We start from the raw sequence: 18,347 nt of genomic DNA, 5'->3' as shown, positions 1-18,347 counted from the left end.
TCTGCTCCGTGGATTAATGGCGGAAGTGGCGCATGTCGGTGAACACCATCGCTATGCCGTGCTCGTCGGCGGCAGCAATGACTTCATCATCACGGATAGAACCGCCCGGCTGGATCACGCAGGTCACACCAGCGGCGGCGGCGGCATCAATCCCATCGCGGAACGGGAAGAAAGCGTCGGATGCCATAGAGGAACCTTGAACTTCCAGACCTTCGTCGGCGGCTTTAATCCCGGCGATTTTTGCGGAATATACGCGGCTCATCTGGCCTGCGCCTATGCCGATAGTCATGTTCTCTTTGGCGTAAACAATGGCGTTGGATTTTACAAATTTAGCTACTTTCCAGCAGAACAGCGCATCGCGCAGTTCCTGTTCGGTCGGCTGACGTTTGGAAACTACGCGCAGTTCACCTTCGCTCACCATACCCAGGTCACGATCCTGAACCAGCAGACCGCCGTTAACGCGTTTGAAGTCCAGGCCCGGCACACGTTGTGCCCACTGACCGCAGGTCAGCACGCGGACGTTCTGTTTGGCGGCGGTGATTTTCAGTGCGTCTTCGGTTGCGGATGGCGCGATGATCACTTCCACGAACTGACGGGAAATGATGGCTTGAGCAGTTTCGGCATCCAGTTCGCGGTTGAAGGCGATGATGCCGCCGAACGCGGAGGTCGGGTCGGTTTTATAGGCGCGGTCGTAAGCATCGAGAATAGAGGTACTGACTGCCACGCCGCACGGGTTAGCGTGTTTGACGATCACACAGGCTGGCTCGTTGAATTCTTTTACGCACTCCAGCGCCGCATCGGTATCGGCGATGTTGTTGTAGGAAAGTGCTTTGCCCTGTACCTGCTGCGCGGTGGCAACGGACGCTTCTTTAACATTCTCTTCTATATAGAAGGCAGCCTGTTGGTGGCTGTTCTCGCCGTAGCGCATATCCTGCTTCTTAATGAAGTTCAGGTTCAGTGTACGTGGAAAGCGACCAGCGGCTTCTTTGCTTTCGCCGTGGTAGGCCGGAACCATGCTACCGAAGTAGTTGGCGATCATGCTGTCGTAAGCGGCGGTGTGTTCGAAGGCTTTAATCGCGAGGTCGAAACGCGTGTCGAGGGTCAGAGAACCGTCGTTGGCATCCATCTCTTTAATAATGGCGGCGTAGTCGCTGCTCTTCACAACGATAGCCACATCTTTATGGTTCTTGGCAGCGGAACGCACCATCGTCGGGCCGCCGATATCAATGTTTTCTACCGCATCTTCCAGCGAGCAGCCTTCACGGGCAACGGTATCGGCGAACGGGTACAGATTAACAACCACCATGTCGATAGGTGCGATGCCGTGCTGTTCCATAATCCCGTCGTCCTGACCGCGACGACCAAGAATGCCGCCGTGGACTTTCGGATGCAGGGTCTTTACGCGTCCATCCATCATTTCCGGGAAGCCGGTGTAATCGGAAACTTCGGTCACTGGCAGGCCTTTCTCAGCCAACAGGCGCGCAGTGCCACCTGTAGACAGCAGCTCCACACCGCGTGCGGAAAGTGCCTGAGCGAATTCGATGATACCGGCCTTGTCAGAAACACTGAGCAGAGCGCGGCGGACTGGACGACGTTGTTGCATGGTAAATCCCCTGGATTTGACTATTACAGAGAGCGTTAGGTGAATTCTTGGCTAAAAACTCAGCTAACGCCCCTTACGGGGCATCCTTGTTGTGCGGGGGCATTGTAACGAAAACGTTTGCGCAACGCTCGCGAATTTTTAATTTTCGATTTTGACCTCTTCTTTTTCCGTTGAAGGATGCTCATATAAACAGAGAAGTGCACAAACGATCGCGTGGTTTGTGGATAACTCTGTGTGTAAATGGGTATAAGGCGGGGTTTTGCTGTGGAATGCAGCGGTCAGTCATTTTTCTGCAATTTAAGGGTTGCGGGCCGCAGGAAACTCCCTATAATGCGCCTCCATCGACACGGCGGATGTGAATCACTTCACACAAACAGCCGGTTCGGTTGAAGAGAAAAACCTGAAAATGAGGGTTGACTCTGAAAGAGGAAAGCGTAATATACGCCACCTCGCGACAGAGCGCTAAAGCGCGTCGCAACTGCTCTTTAACAATTTATCAGACAATCTGTGTGGGCACTTGAAGATACGGATTCTTAACGTCGCAAGACGAAAAATGAATACCAAGTCTCTGAGTGAACACGTAATTCATTACGAAGTTTAATTCACGAGCATCAAACTTAAATTGAAGAGTTTGATCATGGCTCAGATTGAACGCTGGCGGCAGGCCTAACACATGCAAGTCGAACGGTAGCACAGAGGAGCTTGCTCCTTGGGTGACGAGTGGCGGACGGGTGAGTAATGTCTGGGAAACTGCCCGATGGAGGGGGATAACTACTGGAAACGGTAGCTAATACCGCATAACGTCGCAAGACCAAAGAGGGGGACCTTCGGGCCTCTTGCCATCGGATGTGCCCAGATGGGATTAGCTAGTAGGTGGGGTAACGGCTCACCTAGGCGACGATCCCTAGCTGGTCTGAGAGGATGACCAGCCACACTGGAACTGAGACACGGTCCAGACTCCTACGGGAGGCAGCAGTGGGGAATATTGCACAATGGGCGCAAGCCTGATGCAGCCATGCCGCGTGTATGAAGAAGGCCTTCGGGTTGTAAAGTACTTTCAGCGAGGAGGAAGGTGTTGTGGTTAATAACCGCAGCAATTGACGTTACTCGCAGAAGAAGCACCGGCTAACTCCGTGCCAGCAGCCGCGGTAATACGGAGGGTGCAAGCGTTAATCGGAATTACTGGGCGTAAAGCGCACGCAGGCGGTCTGTCAAGTCGGATGTGAAATCCCCGGGCTCAACCTGGGAACTGCATCCGAAACTGGCAGGCTAGAGTCTTGTAGAGGGGGGTAGAATTCCAGGTGTAGCGGTGAAATGCGTAGAGATCTGGAGGAATACCGGTGGCGAAGGCGGCCCCCTGGACAAAGACTGACGCTCAGGTGCGAAAGCGTGGGGAGCAAACAGGATTAGATACCCTGGTAGTCCACGCCGTAAACGATGTCGACTTGGAGGTTGTGCCCTTGAGGCGTGGCTTCCGGAGCTAACGCGTTAAGTCGACCGCCTGGGGAGTACGGCCGCAAGGTTAAAACTCAAATGAATTGACGGGGGCCCGCACAAGCGGTGGAGCATGTGGTTTAATTCGATGCAACGCGAAGAACCTTACCTACTCTTGACATCCAGAGAACTTAGCAGAGATGCTTTGGTGCCTTCGGGAACTCTGAGACAGGTGCTGCATGGCTGTCGTCAGCTCGTGTTGTGAAATGTTGGGTTAAGTCCCGCAACGAGCGCAACCCTTATCCTTTGTTGCCAGCGGTTCGGCCGGGAACTCAAAGGAGACTGCCAGTGATAAACTGGAGGAAGGTGGGGATGACGTCAAGTCATCATGGCCCTTACGAGTAGGGCTACACACGTGCTACAATGGCATATACAAAGAGAAGCGACCTCGCGAGAGCAAGCGGACCTCATAAAGTATGTCGTAGTCCGGATTGGAGTCTGCAACTCGACTCCATGAAGTCGGAATCGCTAGTAATCGTGGATCAGAATGCCACGGTGAATACGTTCCCGGGCCTTGTACACACCGCCCGTCACACCATGGGAGTGGGTTGCAAAAGAAGTAGGTAGCTTAACCTTCGGGAGGGCGCTTACCACTTTGTGATTCATGACTGGGGTGAAGTCGTAACAAGGTAACCGTAGGGGAACCTGCGGTTGGATCACCTCCTTACCTTAAAGAAACGTTCTTTGTAGTGCTCACACAGATTGTCTGATGAATGATGAACTTCTGAATGTACTTTCGAGTGCATTAAGAAGTTTTGCTCTTTAAAAATCTGGATCAAGCTGAAAATTGAAACGACACACTGTTTCATTTCTCCGTAAACAAGAAATGAAAAGCGGTGTGTTCGAGTCTCTCAAATTTTCGCAACACTGAAGTGTTTTACGAAACATCTTCGGGTTGTGAGGTTAAGCGACTAAGCGTACACGGTGGATGCCCTGGCAGTCAGAGGCGATGAAGGACGTGCTAATCTGCGATAAGCGTCGGTAAGGTGATATGAACCGTTATAACCGGCGATTTCCGAATGGGGAAACCCAGTGTGATTCGTCACACTATCATTACGTGAATACATAGCGTAATGAAGCGAACCGGGGGAACTGAAACATCTAAGTACCCCGAGGAAAAGAAATCAACCGAGATTCCCCCAGTAGCGGCGAGCGAACGGGGAGCAGCCCAGAGTCTGAATCAGCATGTGTGGTAGTGGAACGGTCTGGAAAGTCCGACGGTACAGGGTGATAGTCCCGTACACAAAAGTGCATGTGTTGTGAACTCGAAGAGTAGGGCGGGACACGTGGTATCCTGTCTGAATATGGGGGGACCATCCTCCAAGGCTAAATACTCCTGACTGACCGATAGTGAACCAGTACCGTGAGGGAAAGGCGAAAAGAACCCCGGCGAGGGGAGTGAAAAAGAACCTGAAACCGTGTACGTACAAGCAGTGGGAGCCTCTTTATGGGGTGACTGCGTACCTTTTGTATAATGGGTCAGCGACTTATATTCTGTAGCAAGGTTAACCGAATAGGGGAGCCGAAGGGAAACCGAGTCTTAACTGGGCGTTAAGTTGCAGGGTATAGACCCGAAACCCGGTGATCTAGCCATGGGCAGGTTGAAGGTTGGGTAACACTAACTGGAGGACCGAACCGACTAATGTTGAAAAATTAGCGGATGACTTGTGGCTGGGGGTGAAAGGCCAATCAAACCGGGAGATAGCTGGTTCTCCCCGAAAGCTATTTAGGTAGCGCCTCGTGAATTCATCTTCGGGGGTAGAGCACTGTTTCGGCTAGGGGGTCATCCCGACTTACCAACCCGATGCAAACTGCGAATACCGAAGAATGTTATCACGGGAGACACACGGCGGGTGCTAACGTCCGTCGTGAAGAGGGAAACAACCCAGACCGCCAGCTAAGGTCCCAAAGTCATGGTTAAGTGGGAAACGATGTGGGAAGGCACAGACAGCCAGGATGTTGGCTTAGAAGCAGCCATCATTTAAAGAAAGCGTAATAGCTCACTGGTCGAGTCGGCCTGCGCGGAAGATGTAACGGGGCTAAACCATGCACCGAAGCTGCGGCAGCGACACTATGTGTTGTTGGGTAGGGGAGCGTTCTGTAAGCCGTTGAAGGTGTGCTGTGAGGCATGCTGGAGGTATCAGAAGTGCGAATGCTGACATAAGTAACGATAATGCGGGTGAAAAACCCGCACGCCGGAAGACCAAGGGTTCCTGTCCAACGTTAATCGGGGCAGGGTGAGTCGACCCCTAAGGCGAGGCCGAAAGGCGTAGTCGATGGGAAACAGGTTAATATTCCTGTACTTGGTGTTACTGCGAAGGGGGGACGGAGAAGGCTATGTTAGCCGGGCGACGGTTGTCCCGGTTTAAGCATGTAGGCGGAGATTCCAGGTAAATCCGGAGTCTTGTTAACGCTGAGGTGTGATGACGAGGCACTACGGTGCTGAAGTAACAAATGCCCTGCTTCCAGGAAAAGCCTCTAAGCATCAGGTAACACGAAATCGTACCCCAAACCGACACAGGTGGTCAGGTAGAGAATACCAAGGCGCTTGAGAGAACTCGGGTGAAGGAACTAGGCAAAATGGTGCCGTAACTTCGGGAGAAGGCACGCTGATATGTAGGTGAAGTGATTTACTCATGGAGCTGAAATCAGTCGAAGATACCAGCTGGCTGCAACTGTTTATTAAAAACACAGCACTGTGCAAACACGAAAGTGGACGTATACGGTGTGACGCCTGCCCGGTGCCGGAAGGTTAATTGATGGGGTTATCCGTAAGGAGAAGCTCTTGATCGAAGCCCCGGTAAACGGCGGCCGTAACTATAACGGTCCTAAGGTAGCGAAATTCCTTGTCGGGTAAGTTCCGACCTGCACGAATGGCGTAATGATGGCCAGGCTGTCTCCACCCGAGACTCAGTGAAATTGAACTCGCTGTGAAGATGCAGTGTACCCGCGGCAAGACGGAAAGACCCCGTGAACCTTTACTATAGCTTGACACTGAACACTGGTCCTTGATGTGTAGGATAGGTGGGAGGCTTTGAAGTGTGGACGCCAGTCTGCATGGAGCCAACCTTGAAATACCACCCTTTAATGGCTGGTGTTCTAACGTAGACCCGTGATCCGGGTTGCGGACAGTGTCTGGTGGGTAGTTTGACTGGGGCGGTCTCCTCCTAAAGAGTAACGGAGGAGCACGAAGGTTAGCTAATCCTGGTCGGACATCAGGAGGTTAGTGCAAAGGCATAAGCTAGCTTGACTGCGAGAGTGACGGCTCGAGCAGGTGCGAAAGCAGGTCTTAGTGATCCGGTGGTTCTGAATGGAAGGGCCATCGCTCAACGGATAAAAGGTACTCCGGGGATAACAGGCTGATACCGCCCAAGAGTTCATATCGACGGCGGTGTTTGGCACCTCGATGTCGGCTCATCACATCCTGGGGCTGAAGTAGGTCCCAAGGGTATGGCTGTTCGCCATTTAAAGTGGTACGCGAGCTGGGTTTAGAACGTCGTGAGACAGTTCGGTCCCTATCTGCCGTGGGCGCTGGAGAATTGAGGGGGGCTGCTCCTAGTACGAGAGGACCGGAGTGGACGCATCACTGGTGTTCGGGTTGTCATGCCAATGGCATTGCCCGGTAGCTAAATGCGGAAGAGATAAGTGCTGAAAGCATCTAAGCACGAAACTTGCCCCGAGATGAGTTCTCCCTGACCCTTTAAGGGTCCTGAAGGAACGTTGAAGACGACGACGTTGATAGGTCGGGTGTGTAAGCGTAGCGATACGTTGAGCTAACCGATACTAATGAACCGTGAGGCTTAACCTTACAACGCCGAAGATGTTTTGGCGAAGAGACACGATATTCAGCTTGATGACAGATTACATCGACATGCGAAAAGCGTGTTGATAAACAGAATTTGCCTGGCGGCTGTAGCGCGGTGGTCCCACCTGACCCCATGCCGAACTCAGAAGTGAAACGCCGTAGCGCCGATGGTAGTGTGGGGTCTCCCCATGCGAGAGTAGGGAACTGCCAGGCATCAAATAAAAGCGAAAGGCCCGGTCGAAAGACCGGGCCTTTTGTTTTATCTGTGGTCTGTCGGTGAGTGCTCTCCTGAGGAGGACAAATCCGCCGGGAGCGGATTTGAACGTTGCGCAGCAACGGCCCGGAGGGTGGCGGGCAGGACGCCCGCCATAAACTGCCAGGCATCAAATAAGTGAAGAAGCCCATCCTGCCGGATGGGCTTTTTTGCGTCTGCAGGGAATGAAGACTGCCGATGAAGCGTACCGTTTTATCCAGCCCATCATGTTGTAACTGGTGTGCAGGCCTGAGAAGCGCAGCGCACCTGGCTCTCCCGGCAGCACATTGCCTGTTGCGCGAACGACGAATAGCATTCTCCTTTTTTCTTTACTGCACTAATCTACAGCAAGGAGCCGTGAAACTTTCTCAACTTGAGGATGCAGGCTCGACATTCGCATGATTCCTGGGTATCTTCAGCTATCTGGATGTCTAAACGTTTAAACGTATGTAGTGAGGTTATCAGGTTATGCCAATTCGCGTGCAGGACGAGCTACCCGCCGTCAATTTCTTGCGTGAGGAAAACGTCTTTGTGATGACGTCATCTCGCGCTTCCGGTCAGGAAATTCGTCCACTGAAGGTGCTCATCCTCAACCTGATGCCCAAGAAGATTGAAACGGAAAACCAGTTCCTGCGTTTACTGTCTAACTCACCGCTGCAGGTAGATGTTCAGCTATTGCGCATTGATGCCCGCGAGTCACGCAACACCCCTACGGAGCATCTGAATAACTTTTACTGTAATTTCGAGGATATCTGCGATCAGAACTTTGACGGACTGATCGTGACCGGCGCGCCGTTGGGTCTGGTTGAATTTAATGACGTGGCTTACTGGCCGCAGATTAAACAAGTGCTTGAATGGGCGAAAGATCATGTTACATCGACGCTCTTTGTCTGTTGGGCGGTGCAAGCCGCATTGAATATCCTGTACGGAATTCCCAAGCAAACCCGTACGGACAAACTCTCAGGCGTCTATGAGCACCATATTCTTCATCCTCATGCGCTGCTGACGCGTGGATTTGATGATGCGTTCCTGGCCCCGCATTCGCGCTATGCCGATTTTCCTGCTGCCCTTATCAGGGACTACACCGATCTCGAGATTTTTGCCGAAACAGAAGAGGGAGATGCCTACCTGTTTGCCAGCAAAGATAAACGTATCGCCTTCGTAACGGGCCATCCTGAATATGACGCCCATACACTCGGCAGTGAATATTTTCGTGACGTCGAAGCGGGCTTAACGCCGGAAGTGCCCTATAACTACTTCCCAAAAGATGACCCGCAAAATAAACCGCGGGCAACCTGGCGTAGCCACGGCAATCTGTTGTTTACCAACTGGCTCAACTATTACGTTTACCAGATCACGCCATATGATCTGCGTCACATGAATCCAACGCTGGATTAATCTTCTGTAACAGACGATCCTTAAGCGTTTCAGCATGTTGAATCAGGCACCTTCGGGTGCCTTTTTTATTTCCGAAACGCACCTCACTGTGTAATTAAATTTTATTTATATTGTTATCAATAAGTTAATTAATAATTAAATTAAAAATGGAAATTGTTTTTGATTTTGAAATTTAAATGAGTAGTCTTAGTTGTGCTGAACGAAAACCGCACAACGATCCTTCGTTCGCATTGGGGATGTGTTTGGATCAATGACGAGGAACTACGCAATGAATCAACAGGCAACGACAACCGATGAACTGATCTTCACCAGGCCGCGCGGCGAACAGGAACAGCAGATTCTGACCGCTGAAGCGGTGGAGTTTCTGACCGAGCTGGTGACAAGATTTACGCCAAGGCGGAATAAACTTCTGGCTGCACGTATCCAGCAGCAGCAGGATATTGATGACGGTATGTTGCCTGACTTTATTTCGGAAACAGCTTCCATTCGCGAAGGTAACTGGAAAATTCGCGGTATTCCTGATGATTTACTGGATCGCCGTGTAGAGATTACCGGACCGGTTGAGCGCAAGATGGTTATCAACGCGCTGAACGCGAACGTCAAAGTCTTTATGGCTGATTTTGAAGATTCGCTGGCTCCTGAGTGGAGCAAAGTTATCGACGGGCAGATCAACTTGCGCGATGCAGTCAATGGCACCATTAGCTACACCAACGAAGCCGGTAAAATTTATCAACTCAAACCCAATCCGGCCCTGTTAGTGTGCCGCGTTCGCGGTCTGCATCTGCCGGAAAAACACGTCACCTGGCGTGGCGAATCGATCCCGGGCAGCCTGTTCGACTTTGCCCTCTATTTCTTCCACAACTACAAAACGTTGCTGGCAAAAGGCAGTGGCCCTTATTTCTATCTGCCAAAAACGCAGGCCTGGCAAGAAGCGGCATGGTGGAGCGAAGTGTTCAGCTATGCAGAGGATCGCTTTAATCTGCCGCGCGGCACAATTAAAGCGACCCTGCTGATTGAAACGCTGCCAGCCGTTTTCCAGATGGACGAAATTCTGCACGCGCTGCGTGACCACATTGTGGGCCTGAACTGCGGTCGCTGGGACTACATTTTCAGTTATATCAAAACCCTGAAGAACCACCCGGATCGCGTGTTGCCGGACCGTCAGGTGGTGACGATGGATAAGCCATTCCTCAGTGCGTATTCGCGTCTGCTGATTAAAACCTGTCATAAACGCGGCGCGTTCGCGATGGGCGGCATGGCCGCGTTCATTCCCAGCAAAGATGCGGAACGTAACAACCAGGTTCTGACCAAGGTAAAAGCGGACAAAGCGCTGGAAGCCAATAACGGTCATGACGGCACATGGATTGCCCATCCAGGACTGGCAGATACCGCAATGGCGGTGTTCAACGACGTACTCGGTGAAAACAAAAATCAGCTGTTCGTGACCCGTGAAGAAGATGCGCCGATTACCGCAGAACAATTGCTGGCACCCTGTGAAGGTGAGCGTACTGAAGAAGGCATGCGTGCCAACATTCGTGTCGCGGTGCAGTACATCGAAGCGTGGATCTCCGGTAACGGCTGCGTACCGATTTACGGTCTGATGGAAGATGCGGCCACCGCCGAAATCTCTCGTACTTCCATCTGGCAGTGGATCCACCACCAGAAAACGCTCAGCAACGGCAAACCGGTTACCAAACCGTTGTTCCGCCAGATGCTGGCCGAAGAGATGTTGGTGATTCAGGACGAACTGGGGGAACACCGCTACAGCAGCGGGCGTTTTGACGATGCCGCGCGCCTGATGGAGCAAATCACCACTTCCGACGAGTTAATTGACTTCCTGACGTTACCGGGCTACCGCCTGTTGGCCTAATTTACCCACAATTTATCCTAATGGAGCATCTGCACATGAAAACCCGTACTCAACAAATCGAAGAATTACAGCAAGAATGGACTCAACCACGTTGGGAAGGCATCACCCGCCCCTATAGCGCGGAGGAAGTGGTGAAATTACGTGGCTCGGTCAACCCGGAATGCACGCTGGCGCAGCTTGGCGCGGCGAAAATGTGGCGTCTGCTACACGGCGAATCGAAGAAAGGTTATATCAACAGCCTCGGTGCGCTGACTGGTGGTCAGGCGCTGCAGCAAGCGAAAGCTGGTATTGAAGCGGTCTACCTTTCAGGCTGGCAGGTGGCGGCAGATGCCAACCTGGCGTCCAGCATGTATCCGGATCAATCGTTGTATCCAGCGAACTCCGTTCCGGCGGTGGTGGACAGGATCAACAACACATTCCGTCGTGCCGATCAGATCCAATGGTCAACTGGTATTGAGCCGAACGATCCGCGCTATGTGGATTACTTCCTGCCGATCGTTGCCGATGCGGAAGCGGGTTTTGGCGGGGTACTGAACGCGTTTGAACTGATGAAATCGATGATTGAGGCTGGTGCAGCGGCCGTTCACTTCGAAGATCAGCTCGCATCGGTGAAAAAATGTGGTCACATGGGCGGCAAAGTTCTGGTGCCGACTCAGGAAGCTATCCAGAAACTGGTGGCAGCCCGTCTGGCTGCAGACGTTATGGGCGTTCCGACGCTGGTGATTGCGCGTACCGATGCTGACGCAGCCGATCTGATTACGTCTGATTGCGACCCATACGATAGCGAGTTCATCACTGGCGAGCGTACCAGCGAAGGGTTCTACCGTACGCATGCGGGCATTGAGCAGGCGATCAGCCGTGGCCTGGCCTACGCACCGTATGCGGATCTGGTGTGGTGTGAAACCTCCACACCGGACCTCGAACTGGCGAAGCGCTTTGCCGATGCTATTCATGCGAAATTCCCAGGCAAACTGCTGGCCTACAACTGTTCGCCATCGTTTAACTGGCAGAAAAACCTGGATGACAAAACCATTGCCAGCTTCCAGCAACAGCTGTCCGATATGGGTTACAAATACCAGTTCATTACGCTGGCGGGTATTCACAGCATGTGGTTCAACATGTTCGACCTCGCGCATTCCTATGCGCAGGGTGAGGGCATGCGCCACTACGTTGAGAAGGTTCAGCAGCCGGAATTTGCGGCGGCTAAAGACGGTTACACCTTCGTGTCCCATCAGCAGGAAGTAGGGACAGGCTACTTCGACAAAGTAACCACCATCATTCAGGGCGGCACTTCTTCAGTGACCGCGCTGACCGGCTCGACTGAAGAATCGCAGTTTTGATCAATGCCCGGTGGCGCTGCGCTTACCGGGCCTACGAAGGGATGTAGGCCGGATAAGCGAATGCGCCATCCGGCATGACATTGTGCCGGATGGGAGAAATTGATGACGCGTGGCCTGGAATTACTGATTGCTCAGACGATTTTGCAAGGTTTCGACGCCCAGTACGGGCGTTTTCTGGAAGTGACCTCCGGCGCGCAGCAGCGTTTTGAACATGCCGACTGGCACGCGGTTCAGCAGGCGATGAAAAGCCGTATCCACCTTTACGATCATCATGTGGGTCTGGTGGTGGAGCAACTGCGCTGCATTACTGATGGCAAAAGTACCGACGCGGATTTTTTACTTCGCGTGAAAGAGCATTACACCCGGCTATTGCCAGATTATCCACGCTTCGAGATTGCGGAGAGTTTCTTTAACTCCGTCTATTGCCGGTTATTTGACCACCGCTCGCTGACTCCCGAGCGACTGTTTATTTTCAGCTCTCAGCCAGAGCGCCGTTTTCGCACGATCCCACGCCCGTTGGCGAAAGACTTTTTTCCCGATACCGGCTGGGAGTGGCTGCTTACGCGCGTCCTCAGCGATCTGCCCTTGCGTCTGCCGTGGCAGAACAGACATCGGGATATCCACTACATCATCGAACACCTGACCGAAACGCTGGGGGCGGATGTGTTGCAGCGCAGTCATTTGCAGGTGGCGAACGAACTGTTTTATCGCAACAAGGCCGCCTGGCTGGTCGGGAAGTTGATTACCCCTTCCGGGACGCTGCCGTTTTTACTGCCAATTCACCGTACTGACGAGGGTGAACTGTTTGTCGATACCTGCCTGACCACGACGGCGGAGGCCAGTATCGTGTTTGGCTTCGCCCGCTCGTATTTTATGGTTTACGCCCCGCTGCCCGCCGCGTTAGTGGAGTGGCTGCGCGAGATCCTGCCCGGTAAAACCACCGCTGAATTGTATATGGCGATTGGCTGTCAGAAACACGCGAAGACAGAAAGTTACCGCGAATATCTGCTCTATCTTGCCCATTGCGATGAGCAATTTATCGAAGCGCCGGGGATCCGCGGCATGGTGATGCTGGTGTTTACCCTGCCGGGCTTCGACCGCGTCTTTAAAGTCATCAAAGACAAATTTGCGCCGCAAAAAGAGATGTCGGCCGCCCACGTCCGCGCCTGTTATCAACTGGTCAAGGAGCACGATCGTGTCGGGCGGATGGCTGATACTCAGGAGTTCGAGAACTTTGTGCTGGATAAACGGCAAATCGATCCGTCGCTGATGGCGCTGTTGCTACAGGAAGCCCCGGAAAAAATTACCGATCTCGGCGAGCAGATTGTCATTCGCCATTTGTATATCGAACGACGGATGGTGCCGCTGAATATCTGGCTGGAGCAGGTCGAAGGCCAGCAACTGCGCGATGCAATTGAAGAGTACGGCAATGCCATTCGTCAGCTGGCCGCCGCCAATATTTTCCCCGGCGATATGCTGTTTAAGAACTTCGGCGTGACTCGCCACGGGCGCGTGGTGTTCTACGACTACGATGAAATTTGCTACATGACGGAGGTGAATTTCCGTCATATCCCGCCGCCGCGCTACCCGGAAGATGAGATGAGCGCTGAACCGTGGTATAGCGTATCCCCGGGGGATGTCTTCCCGGAAGAGTTTCGTCACTGGCTATGCGCTGACCCGCGTATCGGGCCGCTATTTGAAGAGATGCATGCTGACCTGTTCAGCGCCGACTATTGGCGAGGTCTGCAAACGCGGATCCGTGAAGGACACGTGGAAGATGTTTACGCCTACCGGCGCAAACAGCGGTTTTGCATCAGATTTGCGGCTTGATGCCCGGCAACCCTTTCTTAACGAAATCCGCCGTATGCCAGCGTGACTTCTTTCGCCGCTTTGATCGCCATGGCGCCAAACTCGGTCACTCGATCGTCGGTAATGCGCGAAATGGGTCCGGAGATGGAAATAGCGGCAAACGGCTCGCGGTGTTCATCATAAATGCACGACGCCACGCAGCGCAGACCCAGCGCATGCTCCTCATCATCAAAGGAGTAGCCGCGCTTGCGCGTTTGGGCTAAATCCTCTTTCAGATGCACCGGCGACACCAGCGTGGCGTGGGTGTATGCGTGCAGCCCTTTACGGTGCAGCAGGCCAGTCACCTGTTCTTCACTCAGTTGGGATAAAAACGCCTTACCCGCACCGGAGGCGTGCATCGGCAGTTTGCCGCCGATAGGCGCGGACATGCGCATCAGTTGGGTACACTGCACCTGGTCGATAATAATGGCCTGATGGTCGCTTTGATCCAGCACGGCCAGGTTTACCGTCTCACCGGAGTCTTCCATCAGCTTGCGCAGGATCGGGTGGACAATCGCCAGCAAATTACGGCTTTGCAAAAAGCTGCTGCCGACGATAAACGCATGCGCACCCACGGCCCAGTGGCCTAATTCACCCACCTGACGGACAAATCCTTGCTGCTGCATGGTGGTCAACAAACGGTGAGTCGTGGAGTTTGGCAAACCGGCCTGCTGTGCCAGCTCGGTTAGCGCCACGCTGCCGTTGGATTCTGCAATCCACTCCAGTAACTTCAGGCCGCGGGTCAGAGACTGAACCTGCCCGGTTGCAGGCGTAGTAGCAGCGGCGGGTTTTCTACCGCGTTTCGCGGGGATTGTGGCAACCATGGCGGACTCCTTTTCTGTATCGTGGAAATCATTTTCGTTTTATTCAATTATAATGCAAGAATTCCTGTACTGATCGGATGAGTGAAGCTGAACATGTCTCATGTTGGCCGTTGTTCTCTTTTCCACCTCTCAGGTTTGTGCCAGTATGGTCTGTTGAGTTTTTTTCGGTCTGGTTGAGCGTTGTCGGGAGCGAGTGTGAGCAGCAAAGTTGAACAATTACGTCAGCAGTTAAATGAACGTATTCTGGTGCTGGACGGCGGTATGGGCACCATGATCCAGGGATATCGTCTGAGCGAAGAGGATTTCCGCGGCGAACGCTTTGCCGACTGGCCGTGCGATCTGAAAGGCAACAACGACCTGTTGGTGCTCAGCAAACCTGAGGTGATCGCCGCCATCCATAACGCCTATTTTGAGGCGGGCGCGGATATCATCGAAACCAACACCTTTAACTCCACGACTATCGCCATGGCGGATTACCAGATGGAATCCCTGTCGGCGGAAATCAACTTTGCGGCAGCCAAACTGGCGCGCGCGGCGGCAGACGAATGGACGGCACGCACACCGGAAAAACCGCGCTATGTCGCGGGCGTGCTTGGCCCAACCAACCGTACGGCGTCTATCTCGCCTGACGTCAACGACCCGGCTTACCGCAATATTACCTTTGATCAGCTGGTGGCCGCCTACCGTGAATCCACCAAAGCGCTGGTGGAAGGTGGCAGCGACCTGATCCTGATTGAAACCGTCTTCGATACCCTGAACGCCAAAGCCGCTATTTTCGCGGTTAAAACCGAGTTCGAAGCGCTGGGCGTTGAGTTGCCGATTATGCTCTCCGGCACCATCACCGATGCTTCCGGGCGTACGCTCTCCGGTCAGACAACCGAAGCGTTCTATAACTCACTGCGCCACGCCGATGCGCTGACCTTCGGTCTGAACTGCGCCTTAGGCCCGGACGAGTTGCGCCAGTACGTGCAGGAGCTGTCGCGCATTGCCGAATGCTACGTTACCGCGCACCCGAACGCCGGGTTGCCGAACGCCTTTGGCGAATACGATCTCGATGCCGACACCATGGCGGCGCAAATACGCGAGTGGGCGCAAGCGGGCTTCCTCAACGTGGTCGGCGGCTGCTGCGGCACCACGCCGGAACACATCGCCGCGATGAGCCGCGCAGTGGAAGGTTTGCCGCCGCGCCGCTTGCCGGAAATCCCGGTAGCCTGCCGTCTGTCTGGCCTTGAACCGTTGAATATTGGCGACGATAGCCTGTTTGTGAACGTCGGCGAGCGTACCAACGTCACCGGTTCGGCGAAATTTAAGCGACTGATCAAAGAAGAGAAATACAACGAAGCGCTGGATGTCGCCCGTCAGCAGGTGGAAAGCGGCGCACAGATTATCGATATCAACATGGATGAGGGGATGCTCGACGCCGAAGCGGCGATGGTGCGTTTTCTCAACCTTATCGCCGGTGAGCCGGATATCGCCCGCGTGCCGATTATGATCGACTCCTCGAAATGGGACGTCATCGAAAAAGGGCTGAAGTGCATTCAGGGTAAAGGCATCGTTAACTCCATCTCGATGAAAGAGGGGGTTGAGACCTTTATCCACCACGCGAAGTTGCTGCGACGCTACGGTGCCGCAGTGGTGGTGATGGCCTTTGACGAGCAGGGGCAGGCCGACACCCGTGCGCGTAAAATTGAGATTTGCCGGCGGGCGTACAAAATTCTTACCGAAGAGGTAGGCTTCCCGCCGGAAGACATCATCTTCGACCCGAACATCTTTGCGGTCGCGACCGGGATTGATGAGCACAATAACTACGCCCAGGACTTTATCGGTGCCTGTGAAGACATCAAACGCGAACTACCGCACGCGCTGATCTCCGGCGGCGTCTCCAACGTGTCGTTCTCCTTCCGTGGTAACGACCCGGTTCGTGAAGCCATTCACGCGGTATTCCTTTACTACGCCATTCGCAACGGCATGGACATGGGGATCGTCAACGCCGGACAACTGGCGATCTACGACGACCTGCCCGCCGAGCTGCGCGATGCGGTTGAAGATGTGATCCTCAACCGTCGTGACGATGGCACCGAGCGTCTGCTGGAGCTGGCTGAGAAATATCGTGGTAGCAAAACTGATGATACTGCCAATGCCCAGATGGCGGAATGGCGCAGTTGGGACGTGAAAAAGCGCCTCGAATATTCGCTGGTGAAAGGCATTACCGAATTTATTGAGCAGGATACTGAAGAAGCTCGCCAGCAGGCCGCGCGTCCGATCGAGGTGATTGAAGGGCCGCTGATGGACGGGATGAACGTGGTTGGCGATCTGTTTGGCGAGGGCAAAATGTTCCTGCCGCAGGTGGTGAAATCCGCCCGCGTGATGAAGCAGGCGGTGGCCTACCTCGAACCGTACATTGAGGCCAGCAAAGAGAAAGGCTCCAGCAACGGCAAGATGGTCATTGCTACCGTGAAAGGCGATGTGCACGATATCGGCAAAAACATCGTTGGAGTGGTGCTGCAATGTAACAACTACGAAATCGTCGATCTTGGCGTGATGGTGCCAGCGGAGAAAATCCTCAGAACGGCACGTGAAGTGAATGCCGATCTGATTGGTCTTTCCGGGCTGATTACCCCGTCGCTGGACGAAATGGTCAACGTGGCGAAAGAGATGGAGCGTCAGGGGTTCACTATTCCATTGCTGATTGGCGGCGCGACCACCTCAAAAGCGCACACGGCGGTGAAAATCGAGCAGAATTACAGTGGCCCGACGGTTTATGTGCAGAACGCCTCGCGTACCGTTGGCGTAGTCGCCGCACTCCTCTCTGACACTCAGCGCGATGACTTTGTCGCCCGTACGCGTAAAGAGTACGAAACCGTGCGTATCCAGCATGCGCGTAAGAAACCGCGGACCCCACCAGTAACGTTACAGGCTGCCCGCGACAACGATCTGGCCTTCGACTGGGAAAACTATACGCCGCCGGTGGCGCACCGCCTCGGCGTACAGAGTGTTGAAGCCAGCATCGAAACGCTGCGCAACTACATCGACTGGACGCCGTTCTTTATGACCTGGTCGCTGGCCGGGAAATACCCGCGCATCCTCGAAGATGAGGTGGTGGGAGAAGAGGCGAAACGTCTGTTCAAAGACGCCAATGACATGCTGGATAAACTCAGCGCTGAGAAGACCCTGAATCCGCGCGGCGTGGTGGGCTTGTTCCCGGCTAACCGTGTGGGGGACGACATCGAGATTTACCGTGACGAGACGCGTACGCACGTCATCAACGTCAGTCATCACCTGCGCCAGCAGACGGAAAAAGTCGGTTTCGCCAACTACTGCCTGTCTGACTTTGTTGCGCCGAAACTGAGTGGCAAAGCGGATTACATCGGTGCTTTCGCAGTTACCGGCGGTCTGGAGGAAGATGCACTGGCGGACGCCTTCGAAGCCCAGCATGACGACTACAACAAGATCATGGTGAAAGCGATCGCCGACCGCCTGGCGGAAGCGTTCGCGGAATATCTGCACGAGCGCGTGCGTAAAGTCTACTGGGGCTATGCGGCGAATGAGAACCTCAGTAACGAGGAACTGATCCGCGAAAACTACCAGGGAATTCGCCCGGCACCGGGCTATCCGGCTTGCCCGGAACACACCGAAAAGGCCACCATCTGGGAACTGCTGGATGTAGAAGCGCACACCGGGATGAAGCTCACCGAATCCTTCGCGATGTGGCCAGGTGCGTCGGTTTCCGGCTGGTATTTCAGTCATCCAGACAGCAAGTACTACGCCGTGGCGCAAATCCAGCGCGATCAGGTTGAAGATTACGCCTTCCGTAAAGGCATGAGCGTGGCGGAAGTCGAACGTTGGTTAGCGCCTAATCTGGGCTATGACGCTGACTGATTCACAAAACTGTCATCTTTATTTACAACAAAC

Annotated in this window: 7 protein-coding genes and 3 rRNA genes; 8 read left to right on the top strand and 2 right to left on the bottom strand. The window is 53.7% G+C overall.

Annotated features, from left to right (window positions below; translation table 11 throughout):
- Nucleotides 1–13: 13 nt before the first annotated feature.
- Nucleotides 14–1,603, bottom strand: coding sequence for a bifunctional phosphoribosylaminoimidazolecarboxamide formyltransferase/IMP cyclohydrolase (purH, locus tag HV352_RS22045; RefSeq protein WP_049043237.1), 1,590 nt, complete (start codon nt 1,601–1,603; stop codon nt 14–16).
- 619 nt (nt 1,604–2,222) lie between these two features.
- Here purH and HV352_RS22040 point away from each other — a divergent pair.
- From HV352_RS22040 to aceK, 7 genes are all read left to right on the top strand, one after another.
- Nucleotides 2,223–3,764: ribosomal RNA gene (locus HV352_RS22040) — 16S ribosomal RNA — on the top strand.
- A gap of 234 nt (nt 3,765–3,998) precedes the next feature.
- Nucleotides 3,999–6,905 (top strand): 23S ribosomal RNA (locus tag HV352_RS22035).
- Nucleotides 6,906–6,999: 94 nt separating this feature from the next.
- A 5S ribosomal RNA gene (rrf, locus tag HV352_RS22030) occupies nt 7,000–7,115 on the top strand.
- Together the 16S, 23S and 5S rRNA genes form the textbook arrangement of a ribosomal RNA operon.
- 508 nt (nt 7,116–7,623) lie before the next feature.
- Nucleotides 7,624–8,553 carry a homoserine O-succinyltransferase gene (gene metA / locus HV352_RS22025; RefSeq protein WP_016155321.1) on the top strand — a complete coding sequence of 310 codons (930 nt, stop codon included), beginning with the start codon at nt 7,624–7,626 and terminating at the stop codon, nt 8,551–8,553.
- A 268-nt stretch (nt 8,554–8,821) separates the two neighbouring features.
- Nucleotides 8,822–10,423, top strand: coding sequence for a malate synthase A (aceB, locus tag HV352_RS22020; RefSeq protein ID WP_181635088.1), 1,602 nt, complete (start codon nt 8,822–8,824; stop codon nt 10,421–10,423).
- A 35-nt stretch (nt 10,424–10,458) separates the two neighbouring features.
- Nucleotides 10,459–11,763 (top strand): isocitrate lyase, encoded by a 1,305-nt coding sequence (aceA, locus tag HV352_RS22015; RefSeq protein ID WP_049268477.1) that lies wholly within the window; start codon nt 10,459–10,461, stop codon nt 11,761–11,763.
- Between the two features lie 102 nt (nt 11,764–11,865).
- The gene (gene aceK / locus HV352_RS22010) at nt 11,866–13,593 is read left to right on the top strand and encodes a bifunctional isocitrate dehydrogenase kinase/phosphatase (protein ID WP_016155427.1); all 1,728 of its coding nucleotides are present in this window, start codon (nt 11,866–11,868) and stop codon (nt 13,591–13,593) included.
- A gap of 17 nt (nt 13,594–13,610) precedes the next feature.
- Here the strand turns inward: aceK and iclR are convergent, their stop codons facing one another.
- Entirely contained in the window at nt 13,611–14,435 is an 825-nt protein-coding gene (iclR, locus tag HV352_RS22005; protein WP_047357748.1) for a glyoxylate bypass operon transcriptional repressor IclR, read from the bottom strand.
- Nucleotides 14,436–14,630: 195 nt separating this feature from the next.
- On the opposite strand from iclR, the gene metH reads away from it, so the two are divergent.
- Nucleotides 14,631–18,314, top strand: a complete 3,684-nt coding sequence (gene metH / locus HV352_RS22000) for a methionine synthase (RefSeq protein ID WP_047415532.1) — start codon at nt 14,631–14,633, stop codon at nt 18,312–18,314.
- Nucleotides 18,315–18,347 lie beyond the last annotated feature (33 nt).

This window comes from Citrobacter sp. RHBSTW-01044, from assembly GCF_013781945.1.
In the GTDB taxonomy this organism is placed as follows: Bacteria; Pseudomonadota; Gammaproteobacteria; order Enterobacterales; family Enterobacteriaceae; genus Citrobacter; species Citrobacter braakii.
The sequence above is the reverse complement of the archived record's forward strand: the minus strand, read 5'-3'. Positions and strand labels throughout refer to the sequence as shown.

Excerpts from the sequence above, each read along its gene's own strand:
- purH (WP_049043237.1), bottom strand. The coding sequence starts at position 1,603 with ATGCAACAACGTCGTCCAGTCCGCCGCGCTCTGCTCAGTGTTTCTGAC.
- metA (WP_016155321.1), top strand. The coding sequence starts at position 7,624 with ATGCCAATTCGCGTGCAGGACGAGCTACCCGCCGTCAATTTCTTGCGT.
- aceB (WP_181635088.1), top strand. The coding sequence starts at position 8,822 with ATGAATCAACAGGCAACGACAACCGATGAACTGATCTTCACCAGGCCG.
- aceA (WP_049268477.1), top strand. The coding sequence starts at position 10,459 with ATGAAAACCCGTACTCAACAAATCGAAGAATTACAGCAAGAATGGACT.
- aceK (WP_016155427.1), top strand. The coding sequence starts at position 11,866 with ATGACGCGTGGCCTGGAATTACTGATTGCTCAGACGATTTTGCAAGGT.
- iclR (WP_047357748.1), bottom strand. The coding sequence starts at position 14,435 with ATGGTTGCCACAATCCCCGCGAAACGCGGTAGAAAACCCGCCGCTGCT.